Source organism: Vreelandella sp. V005 (genome assembly GCF_052645115.1).
On record NZ_JBQXYA010000006.1, the window covers coordinates 1 to 21031 of the forward strand.

Consider the following 21031-nt stretch of genomic DNA (forward strand, 5'->3'; position numbering starts at 1 on the left):
AGGCCTGCCGCCAGCGTTCAATCTGAGCCATGATCAAACTCTTCAGTTTACAATCATTGTGATCCTTACTCGTCACTCGAAAGCAACAAAAGCGGATCAAACTTGGCTCAAGGTTCAAACGAATTCACTGTGATACTTCGAAAAGTATCGATATGTTCGCTTGCCTTGATATTTAGTGATTTGTCACTAACATCAGCAAGCGCCCACATGAATTACCTGATCAAATTGTTAAAGAGCTGTTTCGCTGTGATAGCTAACTAATTAAGCTACTTGACTGGCCGTTGACTTGACTTGGCTTGCCTCAGCGAGGAAGGCGTATTCTACGCATTTCCTGGCGGTTGTCAAGGGCGTTGTTTTCGATGCAAACCTGACCACATCCAAAACCGCTAACTGCCTGACAAACCGAAGGTTTTCACCTTCACTTACCGCTGGTAACGCTTGGCGTCCCCGGCAGCGGATGCGTACTTTACGGATTCGCGGCCGGGTTGGCAAGAGCTTTTGTAGAAAAATTACAGATTCGTCATGTTGAGGGGATTAAACCCCTTCGGCGGCACCCTCATTGGCGGTTACACTAGGCGTATCTACCACCTTGCTGAGGTCCGTCATGAGCCACCACTTGCTAACTGTCGACTCATTAAACCGTGAAAGCGTTGATCACTTACTGCGTGTGGCTGCACGCATGGAGCCGATAGCTCAGCGGCGCCAAGTGACGCGCGTATTAGAAGGAGCGGTACTCGGCAATCTGTTCTTTGAAGCCAGTACTCGCACGCGCGTCAGCTTTCATGCCGCTTTTTGTCGGCTAGGTGGCAGTGTCTGTGACACGACGGGCTTTACTTTCTCTTCCATGGCTAAAGGCGAATCACTCTACGACACCAGCCGCGTAATGAGCGGCTACTGTGATGCCATAGTGATGCGCCACCCCGACCAGGGTTCAGTCGCTGAGTTTGCCGCAGCCACCAATGTACCGGTGATTAATGGCGGCGATGGACCTGGGGAGCATCCCAGCCAAGCACTACTTGACCTTTATACGATTGATAAAGAATTTCAGCGCCTGGGTAAATCACTGAACGGTGCGCATATTTTATTGACCGGCGACTTGAAATATGGTCGTACCGTCCATTCACTGATCAAGCTTTTATCACTCTATGCTTCACTGCGCATTACCCTGGTGTCACCGCCAGGCCTTGAGATGCCTTCCAAGCTGATTGATTTAGTAGCATCACGCGGCCACCGCATTGAACAGCGCGAGTCACTGGCCAGCGACTTTACAGATTTAGATGTGGTGTACACCACGCGCATTCAGAAAGAGCGCTTTACCGATGAGATGAATGAGAGTTTTCAGGGGCTTTCCGATGACTTTATGGTCAACCGTGATTTTCTGGATCAGCGCTGCAGCCAAAGCACCATTGTGATGCATCCACTGCCTCGGGATAGCCGCCCTGGTGCGAATGATTTGAACGTAGATTTAAATGGCGACCCGCGCTTGGCGATTTTCCGCCAGACGGATAACGGCATTCCGATGAGAATGGCGATTTTCGCAACGTTGTTAAAGGTCGATGAATTGATCGAGCAGGACGCACGCCCAGTACGTTGGTACGTGCCACCCCAGATCGGCACACTGGATCGTTGAGACCATAGTCGTTAGACCGCTAACGCGCTACAGCGACAGTCGCCCGCCAGGTAGTCCTTCCTGGTGGGCAAACCAACCCTCAAGAATAAGAATAGCGGCAATGCCATCGACACTATCTTGACGATAGTTGCCTTTATGGCCCGCCTCGCGAGCGATCATTTTAGCTTCTCGCGTGGTGCCACGCTCATCAACCATTTCGCATGGCTTGCCAAAACGGCCATGCAAACGGTTACCGAACTTGCGTGCACGGGTACTCATGTCTGATTCGCTACCATCCATATTCAGCGGCAAACCCACCACTAGCAGATCTGGCTGCCATTCGCTAAGCAGCCGCTCAACAACGTTCCAGTCAGGAATCCCATCTCGCGCTGTCAGTGGAGTAAGCTCACGCGCACTGCGCAGCAACTCGTTGCCCACCGCCACACCGATCCGCCGAGTGCCGTAGTCGAAAGCCAGGATTAACCGCTGCCCCGCCTCGGCCATCAGGCGTGCCCCGCGTCTCGGGTCATTAGATTAAGGTCGACACCTAACAAACCTGCCGCCGCCGCTAACCGCTCAACGGGGGGAGTGTTGAAGAGCACGCTGCTCTCCGCTTCTACCGTTAGCCAGCTATTCTCTTTCAGCTCTTCTTCCAGTTGCCCGACCTCCCAGCCCGCGCAGCCTAAGCAGACTAAAAAGTGCTCAGGCCCCTCGCCAGCAGCAAAGGCCTGAAGAATATCCAGCGATGTGGTCAGCGCAATGCCATCTTCCACCTGGATACTCGAGTCCCACTGCTGGCTATCGCCGACATGCAGAATGAAGCCGCGGTCTTTATGCATCGGCCCTCCGTAATAGACCGGCGAATTGCGGTGCGGGCTTGTTTCACCACCTAATTCCAGCTGATCAAACAGCGCCTCAAGCGTAATCTCTAACGGTCGGTTAGTAATCACCCCCATGCAGCCGTTGTTATCGTGATCGCAAAGATAAATCAGGCTACCGGCAAAATTAGGGTCTTCTAAATGCGGCATGGCCATTAAAAAGTGATGTTTCAAACTTTGCATGCGTCTCCCACTGCCTGCTGGCACCCCAACAGGCATAGCGTAAATTAAGTGACATTATAAAAGTGGCGCCGTGCTTAGGCTAAGCGGCGTTCAATGGCATCGAGCAGCAAACCGGCGATATTGGTGCCCCGTTGATCATCGATTTCACGCACGCAGGTAGGGCTGGTGACGTTGATTTCCGTAATATAGTCACCGATCACATCGAGACCAACGAACATTAAGCCCTTATCACGAATCATTGGCTGCACCTGTTGGATAAGCCAATGGTCACGTTCGGTGAGTTCACGGCTGACGCCCCGCCCACCGGCAGCCAGGTTGCCACGGGTTTCGCCTGCTGATGGAATACGCGCTAGGCCAAAGGTAACGGGCTCACCATCGACCAATAGAATGCGCGTATCGCCATCCTTGATTTCCGGCAAGTAACGCTGCGCCATGATTTGGCGTTGGCCGCGAAAGGTGAGCTGCTCGATTACTGCGCCGATGTTACGGCCGTCCGGGCCAATATGAAAAATACCGGTACCGCCCATGCCATCCAGTGGCTTGAAGATGACATCGCCGTGCTCCGCATGGAAGGCACGCAGAACATCATCGCGGCTGGCCACAAGTGTCGGCGCGCAGCACTGTGGGAACTGTTGCGCAAACAGCTTTTCATTACACTGAAGCAGCGCCGCCGTGGGATTGACCACCAGCACACCTTCACGTTCGGCAAAGCCCAGTAGATGCACGGCGTTAGTAAAATCAGCATCGACGGGCGGGTCTTTACGCATCAACACCACATCCAACTCAACCAGCGGGCGGGCCGACGCTTCGCCTAGGTCATACCAGTGGTTTGGATCACGATGCACCGTTAAAGGCCGCATACGCGCGTAGGCTTGCCCTGCATTCAAGAAAAGGTCTTCCTGCTCCATATAGTGCAGGGTATAACCACGCTCCTGGGCAGCCCATAGCATGGCCATGGTGGTGTCTTTCTTGTAAGCGATGTCGCTGATGGGATCCATCACGACGCCGAGATGCAGATTTGATTGGCTCATTGGGGGCACTATCCAAACATGAACAATAGAGTCGCAGTATGCCGCACTGCCCGCCCGCCTCCAACTGCCCCCGCTAACTACTCGCTGAGCGCGCCAGGCACTAAGCGAATAGCATCAGGCTCTAACGTGATCAACTGCTGCTTATAAAGCCGGCCAATCGCTTGTTTATAAGCACTTTTACTGACCCCTAAGCGCGCTTTAACTTCATGGGCAGGGCTTTTATCCCCCAGCGCCAAATAGCCACCGCTTTCCCGCAGCGCCTGCAGGATCTTGTCGCCGACCACATCGAGCCGAGCCGCGCCTGGCGGTAACAGCGAAATATTGAGACGGCCATCTTCACGCCGCTGCTTTACATAGCCCTTGACTGACTGACCACGACGCAATGGCTGAGTGACATCGTCCTGGTAAATGAGCCCCCAGTAGCGATGGTTGACCACCACCTTCATACCCAAATCGGTGCGATCAGCCACCACGACGGCTACTTCATCACCTTTTTCCAACGCCCAGGCATCGTCCGTCAGAAAGCGATCCAGCCTCATCGTAGCAACCGGCCGTCCTTGGTCATCGCTATACAGCATGACCAATACGCGCTTACCGGCATCTGGGCGAAAATGCTGCTCACTAAACGGCAGCAGCACATCTTTTGGCTGTCCCCATTGCAAAAAAGCACCGATGTTATTGACCGCTGTCACCGTCAGGTACGCCACTTCACCCAACTGGGCGGATGCATCGCTAGCGGATCGGGGGGATGAGTGAGACTCACGCACCATGGCTGTCGTCCTTCAAGAAATATAGAACGCCATTATGTGTGTCTGGCACACGCAGGGCAAAGCGAGTTGTCATTTCAGCGGCTAAAAGCCGCTTAAGGCTCATGCAAAAGCAAACACCACACAACCTGCTACTATCAAAACATTAGACAAAATTAGGCATTGGGGAGCGAACATGGAAGGGTTCACGCTTTTTGATACGATAGTGCTGATTGGTTACATCAGCTTAATCTCCTGGATTGGTTCACGATTCGGTAAAGATCAGCACAACCCTGAAGACTATTTTCTAGGCGGTCGCAAAATCCCCGGCTGGGCCATTGGCCTATCAGTAATGGCGACCCAAGCCAGCGCCATCACCTTTATTGGGGCGCCAGGCTGGGGCTTCGAGGGCGGCCTTGAACGCCTGGTAACGTTTATCAATGTGCCCTTGGCCATGATCGTGTTGATATTGGTACTGGTGCCTATTTTTCACCGCGCGGGTATCTACAGTATCTACGAACTGCTGGAGCGTCGCTTTGGACCGGCGACACGCACCCTCACCGCCCTGCTGTTTCTGATTGCCCGAGGCCTCGCCACTGGCGTGGTGCTTTACGCGCCTGCGTTAGTGCTCGCGGTCGTGACCGGTTGGAGCGTCAACCTCACCATTATCATTATGGCGGTGCTGGCCATCAGCTATACCGTGATGGGCGGGATTAGCGCGGTGATCTGGACCGATGTGGTGCAGATGTTCGTGCTCTGGCTTGGCGCACTGCTAAGCATCTTCTTTTTAGTGACCAGCCTGCCGGGCGGCTGGGGCGATGTCTTCGACTTCGGCGCGGCCAGCGGGATGTTCAACGCTATCGATTTGTCCTTTGACCCCAGCGTGACCTACTCGTTATGGGCAGGTCTGTTTGGCGGTTTTTTCCTCCATGTGGCCTACTTCGGCACCGATCAGAGCCAAATCCAGCGAGTGCTCTCCAGCCCCTCAGTGCTCGATGCTCAGCGCTCGCTGCTGATCGGTGGTTACCTGCTGATTCCGCAAATGCTGCTGTTTCTATTCATTGGTGTCATCTTGGCGACCTATTACCAACAGCACGGGCTAACGCCTCCCGAGGATCTCAACGAGCTGCTGCCCCGCTATGTCGTTAACGCGTTTCCCTCGGGCATGGCCGGTTTGGTGATTGCTGGCGTATTTGCTGCGGCCATGTCGAGCCTCGACTCGGCTATAAAATTCACTCTCAGCAGTGACCGTTCGTGACTTTTATAGCCGCTATATCAAACCCGATGCTAGTGATGCTCACTATTTGAAAGCATCAAGAATGGCCACAGTTTTCTGGGGGCTTTATGCCACGCTGTTTGCTTTCTTTGCGGGTAATCTTGGCCCCGTGATCGAGGCGGTCAATCAAATCGGTTCATGGTTCTACGGCGCACTGCTCGGCACCTTCTTGTTGGCTATTTTCAGCCACCGCGCCAACGCACGCGGCGCAATGGCGGGGCTCATTGTCGGTATGTGTGCCGTGTGGGCAGTCTCTGCGCTACTCGATATTTCTTGGTTATACAACAACACGGTCGGCGTAGCAGTGTCGATGTCCGTTGGCTATCTCGTTAGCCTAACGGCTCCCGCCCCCAGCCAAGAACAGCTGAGCGATGTAATGCTGTCGGAAGCGGCACCGGACATGCAGGCCGTGCTGGCAGCGCGAGCTAATAACGCTCAGGTGATTGGCAAAGAGGCCCGTCTGACACGACGTCGCTGTATCGGCTTATTTATTTGGTTTTGCATCATGCTGGGCATGTTAGCGCTTTTACAGGTTTGGGCGAATGAGTGGTGGGCGAATGGTTGAGTGCTTAACGCTAGCCCAGCGGATTGATGTGACCGCCGCTCAAAAGCGGCTACAACGCCTGGGGGCTCACGTTTGCGAACCGGCCTGGGTTCGCCTGTGGGCCGCAGGCTTGGGCGTAGCTGGTGGCACGCCAGGGGCGTGGTTACTCTCTGCTCAGGAAATGCGCCGCGCACTGCTATTGGTGGGTGCTGAACTACCCGCTCAAAAAGAAAAACCCAGTGCAGGCGTTAACATTGATAGCGGTTCACCGCCAACGCCAAAAGCGTTGGACAGACTGTGGCTATGGGAACGCATAGCCACCCCGCGCCACTGGCGAATCCAGTTGCTGGATAGCACGCCTGTACCGATATGGCTGCCCTGCTGGCTGGGATACGCACGCGGCCGACACCTTCGTTTAACGGTACTCAGTGGATTATCGGGCGAAACGCTACCGATGCTTAAGCCCATCGTGCTTAAAGGGCTTCAACAGGTATATCAAAGCGGGCAAGCATCAGCGACAACAAGTGCAGGGGCAAGCGAACGAAGTGAAAAGGAATTTGAGCGAGCCCTGAAGTTAGTAAGCGCTTACAAATCACCAAAGTAGTGCTGTAGCAGGGAAAGCGCCACTATGGGTGCTGTTTCTGTTCGCAACACCCGTGGGCCGAGTGTTAGCGGCGTAAAGATAGCGGTTTGGGCAGCCGCAATATCGCTTTCGCTCAAACCACCTTCCGGACCAATCAATAGCGCCACAGCCGCCGGTCGGTCTTGGCGATCAAACGCATTGCCGGTCGCTAGATGCAGCATCAAGCGCAGCGGCTCCCGGCGCTCTGCAAGCCATGCTTGAAGTGCCATAGGCGGATGCACTGGCGGAACGACCGCTCGCCCGCTTTGCTCGCAGGCGCTGGCAGCCACCGCTTGCCAGTGCGCCAGCTTTTTATCCTCACGGTCGCCTTTCAATCGCACATCGCCGCGCTCTGTGTAAAGCGGCGTAATGGCCGCTACGCCCAACTCAACGGCTTTTTGAATGGCGTAATCCATCCGGTCGCCTTTAGAGATGGCTTGGCCTAAATGGACGGACAGTGGCGATTCACCACAGCCCGACCACACCGCTTCGACTCGCGCTAGCGCCTGCTTGCGGCTAACGTCCACCAAGCGCACCCCTGCCTCAAGACCTTGGCCGTCAAATAGCACCAGCGGCGCGCCTTCCCCCATGCGCAATACACGGGTGACATGACGAGCCGGCCCTTCCGGCAGTGCCAGCTCACTACCTGCTATAAAATCAGCAGGCACATAGAGGCGTGGCATTTTGCCATGCTGGGCATACCAATCAGTGGCGCGGGTTGCTGACATGGCGTATGACATCGCTTAGTGAGTGTTCTCTTCAGCCTGCTTAGCTTCGCGCTGTTTACGCTGGGCGTACATCGCCTCGAAGTTAACCGGCGCCAGCATCAACGGCGGGAACCCGCCACGATTGACTAGGTTATCCACACACTCACGCGCATAAGGGAACAATAGGTTAGGGCAGAAAGCGCCCAGGGTTTGATCCAGCTGTGCGCCTTCGATACCGGCAATACGGAACAGGCCAGCCTGCTCAACTTCGGCCAGGAAAGACGTCGTGCCCGTTTCGTTATCGTTCACCTGAGCGGTCACTTTGACCACGACTTCGTACTGGTCGTCAGCAATCTTGGTGCTGGTGGTATTCAGATCCAGGTTCACCTTGGGTTTGAACGCCTGTTTAAATACAGACGGGGAATTCGGCGCTTCAAACGAGATATCTTTTACATAAATACGCTGCAGCGAAAACTTCAGCTGCGGCTTTTCATCCGTTGCGGCACCGGCCTGTGGGGTATTGTTATCTTCCGCCATGATAGAACTCCTTATTGTTCATTAAATAAAAATAACGTCGCTTACTTCTTAACCACCGGCAGGCCATCGCCTTGCCACTGCGCCATACCGCCTCTTAACTTGTAAGCGCGCTCAAAGCCTGCTTTAGCGAGTTTGGCCTGTGCGGCACCAGAACTCTGGCCGTGCTTGCACACCACGATGATCGGCTGGGCTTTTACTTTTTCCAGTTCGTTCATGCGGCTATCGAGGTTACTCTGGGGAATATTGCGTGCCCCCGCGATATGCCCGGCTTTGAAGTCTTTACTTTCACGGATGTCCAGCACTACCGCGTCTTCGCGGTTGATAAGCTGAGTGGCCTGCGAGGCGGTAAGTGCATTTGTAGAGGCGCTACGCGTTTCATAAATGATCCACGCGATTAGCACCAGCAAAAATGCCCCGACTAGCAGGGGGTGGTTCTGTACGAATTCGAACACCTGATCGATCATCGCGAACACAATCTCTTGGTCAATGCAGAAAAAAGCGGCCTAACCGCTGCCAAAACGCGACAAGTATACACGTCAGATAGCCTCCCGCGCAGGCCTTGATCATGACGCCTGGCAGTTGCCTGCGTTATGATGCCCCAAGCGTGCGCCCGTCGCGACCCCGAATTTTCGCGTCGCTCGGTTTGCCAATCTTAACGAGGTTTTTATGGATACTTCGCGTACCCCGCGCCCCGTGGCGCTGATTATTCTCGATGGCTACGGCCACAACCCCGATAGCGCCCATAATGCCGTCGCGGCTGCCCATAAACCGGTGATGGATAAATTGTGGGAAAACCGCCCGCACACCTTCGTTCATACCGATGGGCTTAACGTGGGGCTCCCCGAAGGCCAAATGGGTAACTCGGAAGTCGGGCATATGAATATTGGTGCCGGGCGTATCGTGTATCAGGACTTCACTCGCATCAGCAAGGCGATTGAAGACGGCGACCTGGACGTAAACGAAAATCTTACCCTGCCGATGGACGAAGCCATCGCCAACGGCAAACCGATTCACTTGATTGGCCTGCTCTCCCCCGGTGGCGTCCACAGTCATGAAGAGCACTTTATTGCCATGGCCGAATTGGCCGCGCGCCGCGGTGCCCAGCGTATTTTCATTCACGCCTTTCTCGATGGACGCGATATGCCACCGCAAAGCGCTCTATCATCAATAGAGCGTGCCAATGCTCGGCTAGCAGAGTTGGTGGGTGCTGATAACGGTTTTGTAGCGTCAATCATTGGCCGCTTTTACGCCATGGACCGAGACAACCGCTGGGAACGGGTAGAGCAAGCCTATCGCCTGCTGACCGATGGCCATGCCGAGCACTACGCCACCAGCGCTGAAACTGCGCTACGTGAGGCCTATCAGCGCGGTGAAACTGACGAATTTGTAGTTGCGAGCAGCGTACCGCAGAAAGACGGCAGCAAAGAGCATGCGGTAACCCTACAGGATGGCGATGCCGCCATTTTCCTTAATTTCCGCTCCGACCGCGCCCGGGAGTTGACCCGCGCCTTTACCGAACCGGACTTCAAGGGCTTCGAGCGTCGTGTATGCCCTAAACTTGCGGGCAAGGGGCTGGTGATGATGACCCAGTACGCCGCTGACATTCCCACCCCCGCCGCTTTTCCGCCGTCGGATCTCAACGACACCCTTGGGGAAGTCGTCGCCAAGCGCGGCTTGAAACAGCTGCGTATTGCCGAAACCGAGAAGTACCCGCACGTGACGTTCTTCTTTTCAGGCGGCAATGAAGCCGAATACGAAGGCGAAGAGCGGATTTTGGTGCCCTCGCCACGTGATGTGCGTACTTACGATGAAAAGCCTGAAATGAGTGCTTTTGAGATCACCGACAAACTGGTAGAGGCCATCGATGATGGTCGCTTCGATCTGATCGTTTGCAACTACGCCAACGGCGACATGGTGGGTCATACTGGTGATTTCAACGCCGCGGTAAAGGCCATTGAAACCGTCGATACCTGTGTGGGTCGTGTCGTTGAAGCCATCGAACGTGCGGGTGGCGCCTGCTTGATTACCGCCGACCACGGTAATGCCGAGCAAATGGTGCACCCCGAAACAGGCGCTCCCCAAACCGCCCACACCACCTTTGTGGTGCCGCTTATTTACGCCGGTGAACGCCCTGCCACGCTTGAGGAAGGTAAGCTATGCGACCTAGCGCCCACACTGCTGGCCATGATGGAGCAGCAACAGCCTGGGGCGATGACTGGAAAATCATTGATTCACTTTAAATAATGCGCACTTGCTGGCATGTGGCAGGGATACTCCTGCTGGCGCTCGTTTATGCGCCAGCGGGCATCGCCCAACAGGATGAAGGAGCGGCGCGCCAGCAGTTGGATGCGATTGGCCAGGAGATCGAATCCGTCGCCCAGCGCCTCAGTGCCACTGGTCAGACCCGCGATGACGCCGAACGCGAACTCCAGCAGGTCGAAACCGAACTTGCCGAGACACATCAGCGCTTAGACGCGTTGCAAGCTGAACGCCGCCAGTTGAATGATGAAACGACCCAGCTACGCCAGCATCGCGACCGACTTGAGAGTGAGCGCGATGATCAGTATGCCGCGTTAGGCCAGCAGCTTTCAGCGCTTTACCGACTAGGCCCAACCCCACAGCTTAAGCTACTGCTTAACCAGGGCGACCCTGCTGAGCTTGATCGTATGCAGGCGTACCTAAACCGACTAACGGACGCTCGCAATCGCCGCTTGAGCGATATTGCACGCCTCGATTCTGCCCTTGCCGATACCCAGCGTGAATTAACCGAGCGACAAGCGCGTCTTGACGCCTTGGCCGATGAGCTTGAAGAGCAAAGCGCGCTTCTGGCCCAACGCACTACCGAGCGACGTGGCGTTGTTTCTAATCTGGATGACCGCTACGGCAGCGAAGAGGAGCGGCTGGCCGACCTCAATCAAAGCCGCGCAGAAGCCGAACGGGTGCTGCGCAATATCCAAGCCGAAATGGCAAGGCTTGCCGAACCTACGCCCACTACACATATTGTCAGTACCCAAGGTGATTTACCTTGGCCAGTTCAAGGTGCTATCACGCTCCCCTTTAACCATCGCGACGGCGTGCACTATAACGGTATCATCATTCAAGCCAGCGCAGGCACACCGGTGAACGCTGTACATACTGGCCGTGTAGTGTTTGCCGACTGGATGCGCGGGTTTGGGAACCTGCTCATTATCGACCACGGTGATCAGATCATGACATTGCATGCCCACCTGCAGCAGTTCAGCGCTAGGCCTGGGCAGCAGGTCAGCCGTGGCGATGAGATCGGCCGTGTGGGTAATAGTGGTGGTCAGAACCGTGCGGCGCTCTATTTTGAAGTGCGCCGGGGCGGTGAACCCATTAATCCGCAGCGTTGGATTGCACGCCGTTGACGGGATAAGCTGCACTATTAGTAGTTAGTAAGGTTTCCGTTTTTACGTTTGCTTCAGCTAACGTTTCAACTAATGTTTTAACTAATATTTCAACTTCAGGGTGGCGCACGACGGCGCTACCTATCGCCTTGCGGAGTCTGCATGACGCTAACTGTTACCGAGGTATCGGCCCCTGCCAAGCGCCTCTTGGCTACCCTGCTGCCGATTGCTTTGTTGTCGGCCCCGCTACCGCTGCTCGCCCAACCCGCCGGTAGCAACGTGGCGGATGCTTCTATCTATGACGAGCTTCCCCTCGAAGATATTCAAACCTTCGCAGAGGTGTTTGAACGCATTAAGCGCGCCTACGTGGAAGAGGTCGATGACCGCACGCTGCTTCGCAATGCCATGCGCGGCATGCTTAACGAACTCGACCCCCACTCCGCTTATCTTGATGAGGAGGAGTACCGAAGCCTGCGTGAGTCGACGCAGGGAGAGTTTGGCGGCATCGGCATCGAAGTAGGCACGGAAAATGGCCAGTTGATGGTGATTACCCCCATTGATGACACCCCAGCCTCACGGGCTGGTTTACAGTCACGCGACCTTATTATCGCCATTGATGGCACGCCTACCGATGGCATGTCGCTGCAAGAAGCCGTCACCCTGATGCGTGGCGACCCTGATACTGATATTCGTATTAGCGTGCTGCGTTCAGGGGAAGACACGCCGCGTGAGTTCACCCTCACCCGCGAAATCATTCGCAGTGAGAGCGTGAAGCACGAGCTGCTGGAATCGGGTTATGGTTACCTACGCATCAGCCAATTCCAATCACGCACACCGGAGCAGGCTCGCGAAGCACTTGAGCAAATGTCTCAAGAACAACCTCTGGAAGGGCTAATACTCGATTTACGTAATAATCCTGGCGGCGTTTTACAAGCCGCGGTAGGGATCGCCGATCTATTTTTGGACGAGGGCCTCATCGTCTATACCGAGGGCCGCCTATCCGATACCGAGATGTCCTTCTCTGCCTCCCCCACAACACCCGCAGGTGATGTTCCGCTGGTTGTGCTCATCAACGGTGGCAGTGCGTCAGCAGCGGAAATTGTCGCTGGCGCTCTGCAGGATCAGCGGCGTGGTGTGATTATGGGCACCAACAGCTTTGGCAAAGGCTCCGTGCAACAGATCATGCCCTTGGGAAATGGCGAAGGCTTAAAGCTAACGACAGCGCTCTACTACACCCCCAACGGACGCTCTATTCAGGCGCAAGGCATTGAGCCCGATGTCGACGTCGTGCGTGGCCGCTTAGAAGTCGCCGAGAGCCGCCGTGAAATTCGTGAAGCCGATCTCGAAGGCCATCTAAGTGCCCAACAGGCACCCCGGGACCGCCAGGAGATGGCCGAACGGCTGCTTAATGATTACCAGCTCAGTGAAGCGCTTAATCTGCTTAAAGCGCTCAATGTTGTTGACCGGCAGCGGCGTTAACGACCGCTTACTTTAACGACAACTTAACGGCAGGCGGCCGCGTTCTCCGGTCGCCTGCCGCATCAGTACCCGCTTCAGTGGCACTAACTGGTTCATACCGCTCATGCCCAGGTTGCGCATTAGTGTTAGTGCCGGGTCGTGACTGCCAAACAGCACTTTAAAGCCTTTCATCAACCCCAGCATGGCGCTGTTATCAAAACGCCGACGCCGCTCATAGCGCTGCAGCGTACTTAGGTTCCCCCATGGGGCGCCGCGCTGCCAAGCGTGCACCACTTCTTCGGCCAGCACCGCCGCATCCATCAGCCCCAGATTCACTCCCTGGCCCGCCAGTGGGTGAATATTGTGGGCCGCATCGCCGACCAGTGCGAAATGCGGCTGCACATAGTGGCGAGCATGGCGCTGCACTAACGGAAAGCGGTGCGCTTTGTCGTAGGCAGTAACGCTCCCTAGGCGATGACCAAACGCATCCGCTAGCGCCTCGCCCAGTGCGTCTCGGGACAGCTCACCCAGTTCATCGGCGTGCTCGGGGGTGGTCGACCAGACAATAGAGCAGTAGTGCGCGTTACCTTCCACGGTTAACGGCAGAAATGCCAGCGGGCGGCCATCGATAAACGCTTGCCGCGCCGTGCCGCCATGGGGCTTGGCGCACTGCACGGTGGTCACGACAGCGTACTGATGCATATCGTCGCTGGCGACCTCGATGCCCGCCATTTCACGCAGCACCGATTGTGCACCATCGGCGGCCACGATAAGCGGCGCATATAGCTGGCGCCCATCGTCGAGCACCAGCCAATCACCGTTAGCACGAACGCCATTAGCGCGCTGGAGCGCCTGTGGGCTAACGCCAAAAAAGGTCGTGACGTTGGGGTGATCAAGCACTTGGCGGTTTAGCGCGGACAGCGTGACCGCATTTTCCACGATGTGACCCAGCACCGCCACGCCGGCCTCATCGGCTGAAAATGCGATTTCACCACTACCTTCGGCATCCCATACCTGCATTCCCTGATAAGGCGTTATTCGCGCTTGCTGCATGGCGGGCCAAGCCCCGATATGCGTTAGCAGGCGCTGAGAAACCGGGGTCAAGGCGCTAACGCGCGGGGTTGGCAACGGGCCGATGGCCTTATCAAGGCTCAATGGCAAAGGCTTCGCTTCAACCAGCGCGACCTGCATGCCCGCCTGGGCTAACAACGCACAGAGCGCGGTACCGACTATTCCGCCGCCGACGATGACGGCCTCATAGCGCTCGACCAGCGGCTTCGCCGTGGGTGAGTCAGTCTGCATAGCAATCCTTTTTCACTAGCGTCATTGCGCTGTTGGGTGATCAGAGCCGTTTTCTGAAGCGTCAGCAAGCGCCGCTATCGTTGATCGGCCCTAGCGCTCCAAGCCCATGGCACGCCTGGCCAGCACTCGCCTTAACGGCCCTACGAGGTTCAAGCCGATCAAACCCGCCGCACGGGCATGGGGCAGGAGCGGAAAGGAGAGCCCGAACAATCTTATCAAGCCATCGCTAAAGCGAATCACGTTGGCGCGATCGCGCGAGCGCTGCTTTTCAAACGCTTGCAGTGTGGTCATATCGCCGAGCGGGCGCTGAGCCAGCGCGCCTTGCTCCAGCGCGTCGAGCAGGTCCACTACCCCGCGCAGCGCCAGATTAAACCCTTGCCCCGCGACCGGGTGCAGCGCATGGGCCGCGTTGCCCAATACCGCCAGCCCAGGGCGCACAGGCTCCTCGGCGGTCACCAGCGAAAGCGGATAGGCGTGGCGGGCACCGACCTGCGTAAACCGACCCACTCGATCGCCAAATGCCTGCTGCAGTTGGCGCAAAAACTCACGCTCTGACAGCGCCATGCGTGCTTTTTCGCTGCCGCTGGGGTGCGTCCATATTAGCTCCATGGCTTGGCCCGGCAGCGGCAAAAGGGCCATTGGCCCTTGTGCGGTGAAGCGCTCATAAGCGACCCCATCGTGAGGTTGGCTAACCCCGACATGTGCAATCAACGCTGTCTGCTCGTAGGGCTCGTGGCGGCTGCCAATGCCCAATTGCTCCTTGAGGCCTGACCGCCCTCCATCCGCCAATACCGTCAGTCCGGCGGTGAGCTGGCTACCCTCCGAGAGCTTGAGTTGATGCCCGTCCGCCACCGGCGTAAGCTGTTCCACCTTCGCGGGGCAGTGCCACTCCAGCGGTAGCTCGGCCAATCGCCGATGCAGTACCCGCCCCATCCAGGCGTTGGGAATGACGTGACCCAGCGCGGCGACGCCCAGCTCATCGGCACTCAGCCGTGTGGCTCCCAGACGGCCACGCTCACTGATATGAATGCGTTTGATCGGCGTCGCCTCATGACGCATCGCTTCCCACACACCCAACTGCTGGAAGCGCTGGGCGGAACCTTCCGCGATCGCACTGGCCCGGGCATCAAAGCTGGGCTGCCAGGCGCTTTCCAGTGACTGCCTGGTGATCGGTGCGGGTTCTATGACCGCCACGCGCCAGCCATAACGCTCGATTAGCGGTGCAAGTGCGCAACCTAGGCTCGCTCCCACCAACCCGCCACCCACTATCACAATATCGTGAGTCAACGCTTGCCCAGCTGCATGCTCAGTCGTCTGTTTAGCCCGTTGCATCGGCTTCTCCCTCGCCATACCGCCGCGCCTTGGAGGCAATTAATAATTCGTAACGTAATTTACATAAAACAAATTCAAGGCTTTAAATACGCATGACTATTTAGCCATCAGTGCTTCAATTTCAGCTACTTGTTTAGGCACATCCTCAGTCAACACATCATGGCCATCGACAGTCACGACCACATTGTCTTCAATCCGAATACCGATACCACGATAGGCGTCAGGGATGTCAGCATCGCTGGGAATGTAGAGGCCGGGCTCGACGGTAAGCACCATGCCAGGGGTAAGTGGCTGCGGCGTTTGTTCATCCAGCCGATAAGTGCCGACATCGTGTACATCCAGCCCCAGCCAGTGAGACGTCGAGTGCAAATAGAAGCGTCGATAGCTCTCATCATCGATGCGCGCCTGAACGTCACCTTCCAGCAGGCCAAGCTCAATCAGTCCGGCGGTTAAGTCATGCACCACGCCCTGATGGATATCCGCCAGGGTGGCACCCGGCTGGACAGCGCTAACGGCGCGCACCTGGGCATCGAGTACAACCTGATACAGCGCCCGCTGCGCATCGCTGAACTGTCCTGTGACCGGAAACGTACGGGTGATATCCCCGGCATACAGCTCAAATTCGGCGCCTGCATCAATCAATACCAGACCGTCATCACGCAGCGGTGCGTTGTTTTCAATATAGTGCAGGACACAGGCGTTGGCACCGCTGCCCACAATCGTACTGTAGGCTGGGCCACTGGCGCCTTGCCAGACAAACTCATGTTCCAACTCCGCCTGAAGCTGAAATTCGCTCAGTCCTGGGCGCGACGCACGCATAGCGCGTCGATGAGCATGGGCAGAGATCAGAGCCGCATGCCTGATCAGCGCAATTTCGGCGTCGCTTTTGATTAACCGCATGGCGTGAATTAGCGGACTGATGTCCAGCCAGCCCTTCAACGCTGGCCGCCCGCGCTTAAGCCCGGCCTGAGCAGTGTGTAAGGCCTCTTCAGCTATGGCGACCGCCTCGCCACTGTCCAACGGCAAATAGAGCAATTCACGCCCCGCTAACAGCGTGCCCAGTTGCTCATCGCGATCCGCATTCTCGAAGGCCTGATCGACCCCATGCTCAGCCACCACACCAGCGGCCCCCAGGCGTCGGCCTGTCCACGCCTCCAAAGCGGGGTCACGATCCTGGCAGAACACCACGCTTTCACCTTCAGCCCGCCCTGGGAGGAGCACCAGTAGTCCATCCGGTTCGCGTAAACCGGTTAGGTAGTAAAAATCACTGTTCTGACGGAAAGCGAATTCGCTATCACGGGAGCGAGTCACTAGGCTTGCGCCGGGAAGTACTACCGCCGCGTTGTCCGGTAGCTGGGCCAACAAGGCAATACGGCGCTGGCGATACTCCGCCATGCTAATGGCGGGAGGACGAGGTAATAGATCAGGCAACATGTAGGCTCCTGGCTAAAGAATCAGTGCACGGGGGCGTCGGCTTGCTCTACTTGCGGCATGCCGGGGTGCTGCTCGGTATACAGCAGCATGGCAGCCATGCGGGCATGTTCAGTCAGCGTAAAAAGATCGTTTTCATTCTCAGGGCTATCGTCGATATCGGTATCGATTCGGCCCAGCCCTTCCAGGTCACTGAGTGCCTCGCGCAATGCCTGTGACCAACGCTCGCGCAGTTCACTGTCAGCGACCTCATCGATCACTTCGACAAAGCCTTGCGTCCACTCCTTTAGGCCCTGCGCTTGTTCGCCCAGCGAGAACAGCTCATCGGGTAGCAGCGGCATATAATCGAGATCGCTGGCGCTGAGCGCCTCAAGGGTTTGCCGACGCCAGCCCAATAAACGCTCGGCACTGGGCTGGTCGCGGGGCTGTTCGACGCCCAGGCTTTGGCAGACTTCGTCTAACCAAGACTCAGCACTGACATCACGCAGCGCCAGCAGCGCACACAGGCGGCCATCCAAGAAAGCTGGCGACTGCATGCTGCCGTGCAGTAGAAAAACATCAGCTATGTCAGAAAAGTCTTGGCGCTCATCAATCAATGACATCGTATTTAATAACCTCGTATTCACTGGGTGTGGGGGCGATAAGCTGTCGGCAATGGCATGAGATGCACTTGTCCGCGCGTTGACCGCGTGCAAGCGCCTCTCTTATAGTGAGTGACACCTATCTTCCTATGCTGTGATGTTAACGCATTGGGCCCCCTGCTGGCCCGTGCTGGAGTCTTTGATGAGTAACGCCAAGCGGCCGACCAAAGAAATAACCCTGTTAGGGCGTGGTTATATCATTGCCTGCGACACGGGCGAAGAAGCCAAACTTGACCGCGCCGCGCGCTACTTAGACCGCGCAATGCAAGGCATCAATGCCCAAAGCAGCGTGCTGGGAAGTGAGCGTGTCGCGATCATGGCGGCCCTCAACATCACCCACGAGTTGCTTGAAGCCATGGACGAACACCGCGCTGGGGAAGAGAACTTGAATCGGCTCAATGACCGCCTTGAGCGGGCATTGGCGAAAACACGCAAGCCCTAGGCGTTACAAACTACGCCTCTTAACACATGCTGAAAGCTAGTGAAGGTTTAACCCAGCCCTTTGGCATTAGCGGCCGCTCTGTTAGGATGGCGGGGTTCTCTGGGGTGTGCGCCAGTCGTTATAGTCCCTCGAGCCTATGCGTAATACCCAGGGGGCCAAATGCTAGCCAGGCCCGTGTGCATGTCCGTGCGTCGGAAAGCCTGACGGCTTGGCTGCGGCCACCCACCTGAACCAGTAGGTTCAGGGCCAGAACGACAGCGGCACTCTGGAGAACACCTGCAAGAGAGAATTAACGCATGGAAAGCCGTCCTTATGACATGGACAAGCGTGCGCTTCGCCGCTTTTTACGTCGCCAACGCCAATCCCTTTCTTCGCATGATCAGCGCCTTGCGGCCAGACGCTTGTGCCAGCATCTAAAAGCACTGCCTGAAATCCGCCGGGCACGTCGCGTTAGCCTGTACCTGCCCGTCAACGGTGAAATTGACCCGACGCCGCTGCTGCCCTGGCTACGCAAACGTCATGTCGAAGTCTATTTGCCCGTTTTACGCCCTTTTAGTACCAATATACTTTGGTTTGTCGCCTATCGGCCCACTACCCCAATGGTAAAAAACCGCTTTGGGATTTGGGAGCCTGAGTTACGCTTTAGCGCTCAGCGACACAACCGCTTGCCAGCCTGGGCGCTGGATACGCTGATTGTGCCGTTGGTTGGCTTTGATGGTAATGCTAACCGGATGGGCATGGGGGGCGGGTTTTACGATCGTAGCCTGGCGTTCATGCATCGCCCAGGGCCGTCACCTACCCTGATCGGCGTCGCCCATGCCTGCCAGCGGGTAGCCTCTCTGCCGGTAGAGCCATGGGATGTGCCTTTGCAAGCAGTGGTCAGTGATCAAGGCTTTGTGCGCCGCTAATAAGTCACCCACAAAAAAGGCTGACCCCAGTAAGGATCAGCCTTTCTCATTATTTATTGGTTTAACTGTCTTTTTGACTGTTTTCTTAACTATTTGTCACCCGAGTGAGTAGCGTTGCTGCCGCCGTTGTCGGGGGATTAACTTCCTGACAACGCCTGCGCATAACCGGTGGCGAGCACCCCTAATGCAAACACCACCATCAACGCCATTACCATATCAGGCTTCTTACGCCGCATGCCGCTTCTCCAACACCTTTGCCGTTACCGAATGGGTTAAATCTGCCATGTTTTGCTGTCGCCAACAGGATGGCAGATTTGATTAATTTCGCTCACGACTATAGGGCTATAGGGGCACGGCTGACAACAGCTACAAGCACTTTTTTTAACCTCTTTTAAAATGATTTAGTAACGTTATGTTACGAGCTGCTATGACGTTCAGGGTAAGCAACCACTTACCGACCACAATTCCTTAAAAAGCCAATTAGGCCATAAATAATCGATAGGCCGGGTTATCGCTTTCACGCCAGTAGCGGTAGCCAATAGCATCCAAATACTCAGCGACATGGGTGCGATCACCGTTCGGCACTTGCATGCCCACCAATACTCGACCATAGGCCGCACCATGGTTGCGATAATGAAACAGCGAGATGTTCCAGTCGTGGGGCAATTGGGTCAAAAAGTTCATTAACGCACCAGGGCGTTCGGGAAACTCAAAGCGATACACCTCTTCTTCGAATCGCTCGCTGGGGCGACCGCCGCTCAAGTGGCGAATATGCAGCTTCGCCAACTCATTATCGGTAAGGTCTTCCACCTGATAGCCACCTTCACGCAGCTTATCAATCACGGCTAGGCGGTCTTCGCCACCGGGCTTGACCTGAACGCCGACATAGATATGTGCTTCACTGCTATCGGCATAGCGGTAGCTAAACTCAGTCACCATACGCTTGCCTAGGGTGCGGCAAAACTTTTTAAAGCTGCCGGGGTTCTCGGCGATCGTTACCGCCAAAATTGCCTCACGCTGCTCGCCCAGCTCCGTGCGCTCGGCGATGTGCTGCAGACGATCAAAGTTGGTATTGGCTCCCGAATTGATACACAGCAGCGTCTCGCCTTCGGCCCCGGTCTGCTGGATATATTTTTTCAGCCCCGCCAGCGAGAGCGCGCCTGAGGTTTCCGCCACCGCACGGGTATCCTCGAAAATATCTTTGACCGCTGCGCACATTTCATCGGTATTGACGGTAATCACTTCATCAATGAGGCCTTGAATCAGTGAAAACGGCACTTCACCTATCTGCGCGACCGCGACCCCTTCGGCAAAAACACCGACCTGGTCCAGCACCACTCGCTTACCGGCTTCTAGCGCCGCTTTGAGACAGGCGCTGTCTTCCGCTTCTACCCCGATCACCTTGATGTCCGGGCGCAGGTACTTAACGTAAGCCGCCACCCCCGCAATCAGTCCACCGCCACCCACCGGCACAAAAATGGCATCTAGTCGCCCCGCGTGCTGGCGCAGGATTTCCACGCCGATGGTGCCTTGGCCAGCCACCACGTCAATATCGTCAAAGGGCGGGATATAGGTATAGCCGTGCTCTTTGATGAGTTCTTGCGCATGCTCGGCCGCCGCCGCAAAGGCATCCCCTTTTAGTATGACCTTGGCGCCCCGGGCGCGTACCGCTTGTACTTTAATATCCGGGGTAATCCGCGGCATCACAATGACCGCTTTGACGCCCATCAACTTGGCGGCCATGGCCAACCCTTGGGCATGATTGCCCGCGGAGGCAGCAATCACCCCTTTATCTTTTTGGGCCTGGGTAAGCTGCGCCATTTTGTTATAGGCCCCGCGGATTTTGAACGAAAACACCGGTTGCAAATCTTCGCGCTTGATCAAAATCTGGTTGTTGAAACGACGCGACAAAAAGGGGGCAGGGGAAATCGGGGTCTCACAAGCGGCTTCATATACGCGGGCTTGGAGGATCTTTTTGACGGTTGCTTCGAGCATGCGGGTATCCCAAGGGAAGAACGT

21 protein-coding genes and 1 other RNA gene are annotated in these 21031 nt (G+C 56.2%); 10 read left to right on the top strand and 12 right to left on the bottom strand.

The features are described 5' to 3' along the window. Nucleotides 1-604: 604 nt before the first annotated feature. Nucleotides 605-1630, top strand: coding sequence for an aspartate carbamoyltransferase (locus tag ACUN8H_RS13635; RefSeq protein WP_445532627.1), 1026 nt, complete (start codon nt 605-607; stop codon nt 1628-1630). A 27-nt stretch (nt 1631-1657) separates the two neighbouring features. On the opposite strand, the gene ruvX is transcribed toward ACUN8H_RS13635, so the two are convergent. The 4 genes from ruvX to ACUN8H_RS13655 all read right to left on the bottom strand — a co-directional run bounded on the left by ruvX (nt 1658) and on the right by ACUN8H_RS13655 (nt 4471). Beyond that, entirely contained in the window at nt 1658-2113 is a 456-nt protein-coding gene (gene ruvX, locus ACUN8H_RS13640; RefSeq protein ID WP_445532628.1) for a Holliday junction resolvase RuvX, read from the bottom strand. After that, nucleotides 2113-2670, bottom strand: coding sequence for a YqgE/AlgH family protein (locus tag ACUN8H_RS13645; RefSeq protein ID WP_445532629.1), 558 nt, complete (start codon nt 2668-2670; stop codon nt 2113-2115). The genes ruvX and ACUN8H_RS13645 overlap by 1 nt, the downstream gene beginning before the upstream one ends. Nucleotides 2671-2744: 74 nt before the next feature. Beyond that, nucleotides 2745-3701: a glutathione synthase gene (gshB, locus tag ACUN8H_RS13650; RefSeq protein ID WP_445532630.1), complete on the bottom strand. Its 957-nt coding sequence runs from the start codon at nt 3699-3701 to the stop codon at nt 2745-2747. A 77-nt stretch (nt 3702-3778) separates the two neighbouring features. Then, nucleotides 3779-4471, bottom strand: coding sequence for a CvfB family protein (locus tag ACUN8H_RS13655; RefSeq protein ID WP_445532631.1), 693 nt, complete (start codon nt 4469-4471; stop codon nt 3779-3781). A 172-nt stretch (nt 4472-4643) separates the two neighbouring features. On the opposite strand from ACUN8H_RS13655, the gene ACUN8H_RS13660 reads away from it, so the two are divergent. The 3 genes from ACUN8H_RS13660 to ACUN8H_RS13670 are packed head-to-tail and all read left to right on the top strand — an operon-like array spanning nt 4644 to nt 6871. Continuing rightward, the gene (locus ACUN8H_RS13660; RefSeq protein ID WP_445532632.1) at nt 4644-5705 is read left to right on the top strand and encodes a sodium:solute symporter family transporter; all 1062 of its coding nucleotides are present in this window, start codon (nt 4644-4646) and stop codon (nt 5703-5705) included. Next, a complete protein-coding gene (locus ACUN8H_RS13665) occupies nt 5692-6288 on the top strand; it encodes a sodium:solute symporter family transporter (protein WP_445532633.1) in 597 nt (198 codons plus the stop codon). Before ACUN8H_RS13660 ends, ACUN8H_RS13665 begins: the two co-directional genes overlap by 14 nt. Further along, on the top strand, nt 6281-6871 hold the full coding sequence (locus tag ACUN8H_RS13670) for a hypothetical protein (protein ID WP_445532634.1): 591 nt from the start codon (nt 6281-6283) through the stop codon (nt 6869-6871). Before ACUN8H_RS13665 ends, ACUN8H_RS13670 begins: the two co-directional genes overlap by 8 nt. Here the strand turns inward: ACUN8H_RS13670 and ACUN8H_RS13675 are convergent. From ACUN8H_RS13675 to ACUN8H_RS13685, 3 genes are read right to left on the bottom strand one after another with little or no spacing between them, the layout of a single operon-like run. Continuing rightward, nucleotides 6853-7629 carry a 16S rRNA (uracil(1498)-N(3))-methyltransferase gene (locus ACUN8H_RS13675; protein WP_445532635.1) on the bottom strand — a complete coding sequence of 259 codons (777 nt, stop codon included), beginning with the start codon at nt 7627-7629 and terminating at the stop codon, nt 6853-6855. The genes ACUN8H_RS13670 and ACUN8H_RS13675 overlap by 19 nt on opposite strands. Nucleotides 7630-7632: 3 nt before the next feature. After that, the gene (secB, locus tag ACUN8H_RS13680; protein ID WP_035556433.1) at nt 7633-8133 is read right to left on the bottom strand and encodes a protein-export chaperone SecB; all 501 of its coding nucleotides are present in this window, start codon (nt 8131-8133) and stop codon (nt 7633-7635) included. Between the two features lie 41 nt (nt 8134-8174). Further along, nucleotides 8175-8597, bottom strand: coding sequence for a rhodanese-like domain-containing protein (locus tag ACUN8H_RS13685; RefSeq protein WP_290694138.1), 423 nt, complete (start codon nt 8595-8597; stop codon nt 8175-8177). 202 nt (nt 8598-8799) lie between these two features. Here ACUN8H_RS13685 and gpmI point away from each other — a divergent pair, with 202 nt between their 5' ends. The 3 genes from gpmI (at nt 8800) to ACUN8H_RS13700 (ending at nt 12977) form a co-directional block, all read left to right on the top strand. Continuing rightward, nucleotides 8800-10377 carry a 2,3-bisphosphoglycerate-independent phosphoglycerate mutase gene (gpmI, locus tag ACUN8H_RS13690; RefSeq protein ID WP_445532636.1) on the top strand — a complete coding sequence of 526 codons (1578 nt, stop codon included), beginning with the start codon at nt 8800-8802 and terminating at the stop codon, nt 10375-10377. Then, nucleotides 10377-11519, top strand: a complete 1143-nt coding sequence (locus ACUN8H_RS13695) for a murein hydrolase activator EnvC family protein (RefSeq protein ID WP_445532637.1) — start codon at nt 10377-10379, stop codon at nt 11517-11519. The genes gpmI and ACUN8H_RS13695 overlap by 1 nt, the downstream gene beginning before the upstream one ends. Before the next feature lie 141 nt (nt 11520-11660). Beyond that, complete coding sequence (locus tag ACUN8H_RS13700) at nt 11661-12977, top strand: S41 family peptidase (protein WP_445532638.1); 1317 nt, start codon at nt 11661-11663, stop codon at nt 12975-12977. Between the two features lie 12 nt (nt 12978-12989). Here the strand turns inward: ACUN8H_RS13700 and ACUN8H_RS13705 are convergent, their stop codons facing one another. The 4 genes from ACUN8H_RS13705 to ACUN8H_RS13720 form a co-directional block, all read right to left on the bottom strand. Continuing rightward, nucleotides 12990-14258: a UbiH/UbiF/VisC/COQ6 family ubiquinone biosynthesis hydroxylase gene (locus tag ACUN8H_RS13705; RefSeq protein ID WP_445532639.1), complete on the bottom strand. Its 1269-nt coding sequence runs from the start codon at nt 14256-14258 to the stop codon at nt 12990-12992. A 90-nt stretch (nt 14259-14348) separates the two neighbouring features. Then, nucleotides 14349-15590 carry a 2-octaprenyl-6-methoxyphenyl hydroxylase gene (gene ubiH / locus ACUN8H_RS13710; RefSeq protein ID WP_445532640.1) on the bottom strand — a complete coding sequence of 414 codons (1242 nt, stop codon included), beginning with the start codon at nt 15588-15590 and terminating at the stop codon, nt 14349-14351. 96 nt (nt 15591-15686) lie between these two features. Continuing rightward, a complete protein-coding gene (gene pepP, locus ACUN8H_RS13715) occupies nt 15687-17024 on the bottom strand; it encodes a Xaa-Pro aminopeptidase (RefSeq protein WP_445532641.1) in 1338 nt (445 codons plus the stop codon). Between the two features lie 20 nt (nt 17025-17044). Next, a complete protein-coding gene (locus ACUN8H_RS13720; protein ID WP_445532642.1) occupies nt 17045-17623 on the bottom strand; it encodes a UPF0149 family protein in 579 nt (192 codons plus the stop codon). A gap of 181 nt (nt 17624-17804) precedes the next feature. Between ACUN8H_RS13720 and ACUN8H_RS13725 the strand changes: the two genes are divergently transcribed. From ACUN8H_RS13725 to ACUN8H_RS13735, 3 genes are all read left to right on the top strand, one after another. After that, nucleotides 17805-18104, top strand: coding sequence for a cell division protein ZapA (locus ACUN8H_RS13725; RefSeq protein ID WP_290694124.1), 300 nt, complete (start codon nt 17805-17807; stop codon nt 18102-18104). 93 nt (nt 18105-18197) lie between these two features. Next, nucleotides 18198-18380: non-coding RNA, 6S RNA (gene ssrS / locus ACUN8H_RS13730), on the top strand. A 20-nt stretch (nt 18381-18400) separates the two neighbouring features. Continuing rightward, complete coding sequence (locus ACUN8H_RS13735) at nt 18401-19012, top strand: 5-formyltetrahydrofolate cyclo-ligase (protein WP_445532643.1); 612 nt, start codon at nt 18401-18403, stop codon at nt 19010-19012. 480 nt (nt 19013-19492) lie between these two features. On the opposite strand, the gene ilvA is transcribed toward ACUN8H_RS13735, so the two are convergent. Next, nucleotides 19493-21007, bottom strand: coding sequence for a threonine ammonia-lyase, biosynthetic (gene ilvA, locus ACUN8H_RS13740; RefSeq protein WP_445532644.1), 1515 nt, complete (start codon nt 21005-21007; stop codon nt 19493-19495). Between the last annotated feature and the right edge of the window lie 24 nt (nt 21008-21031).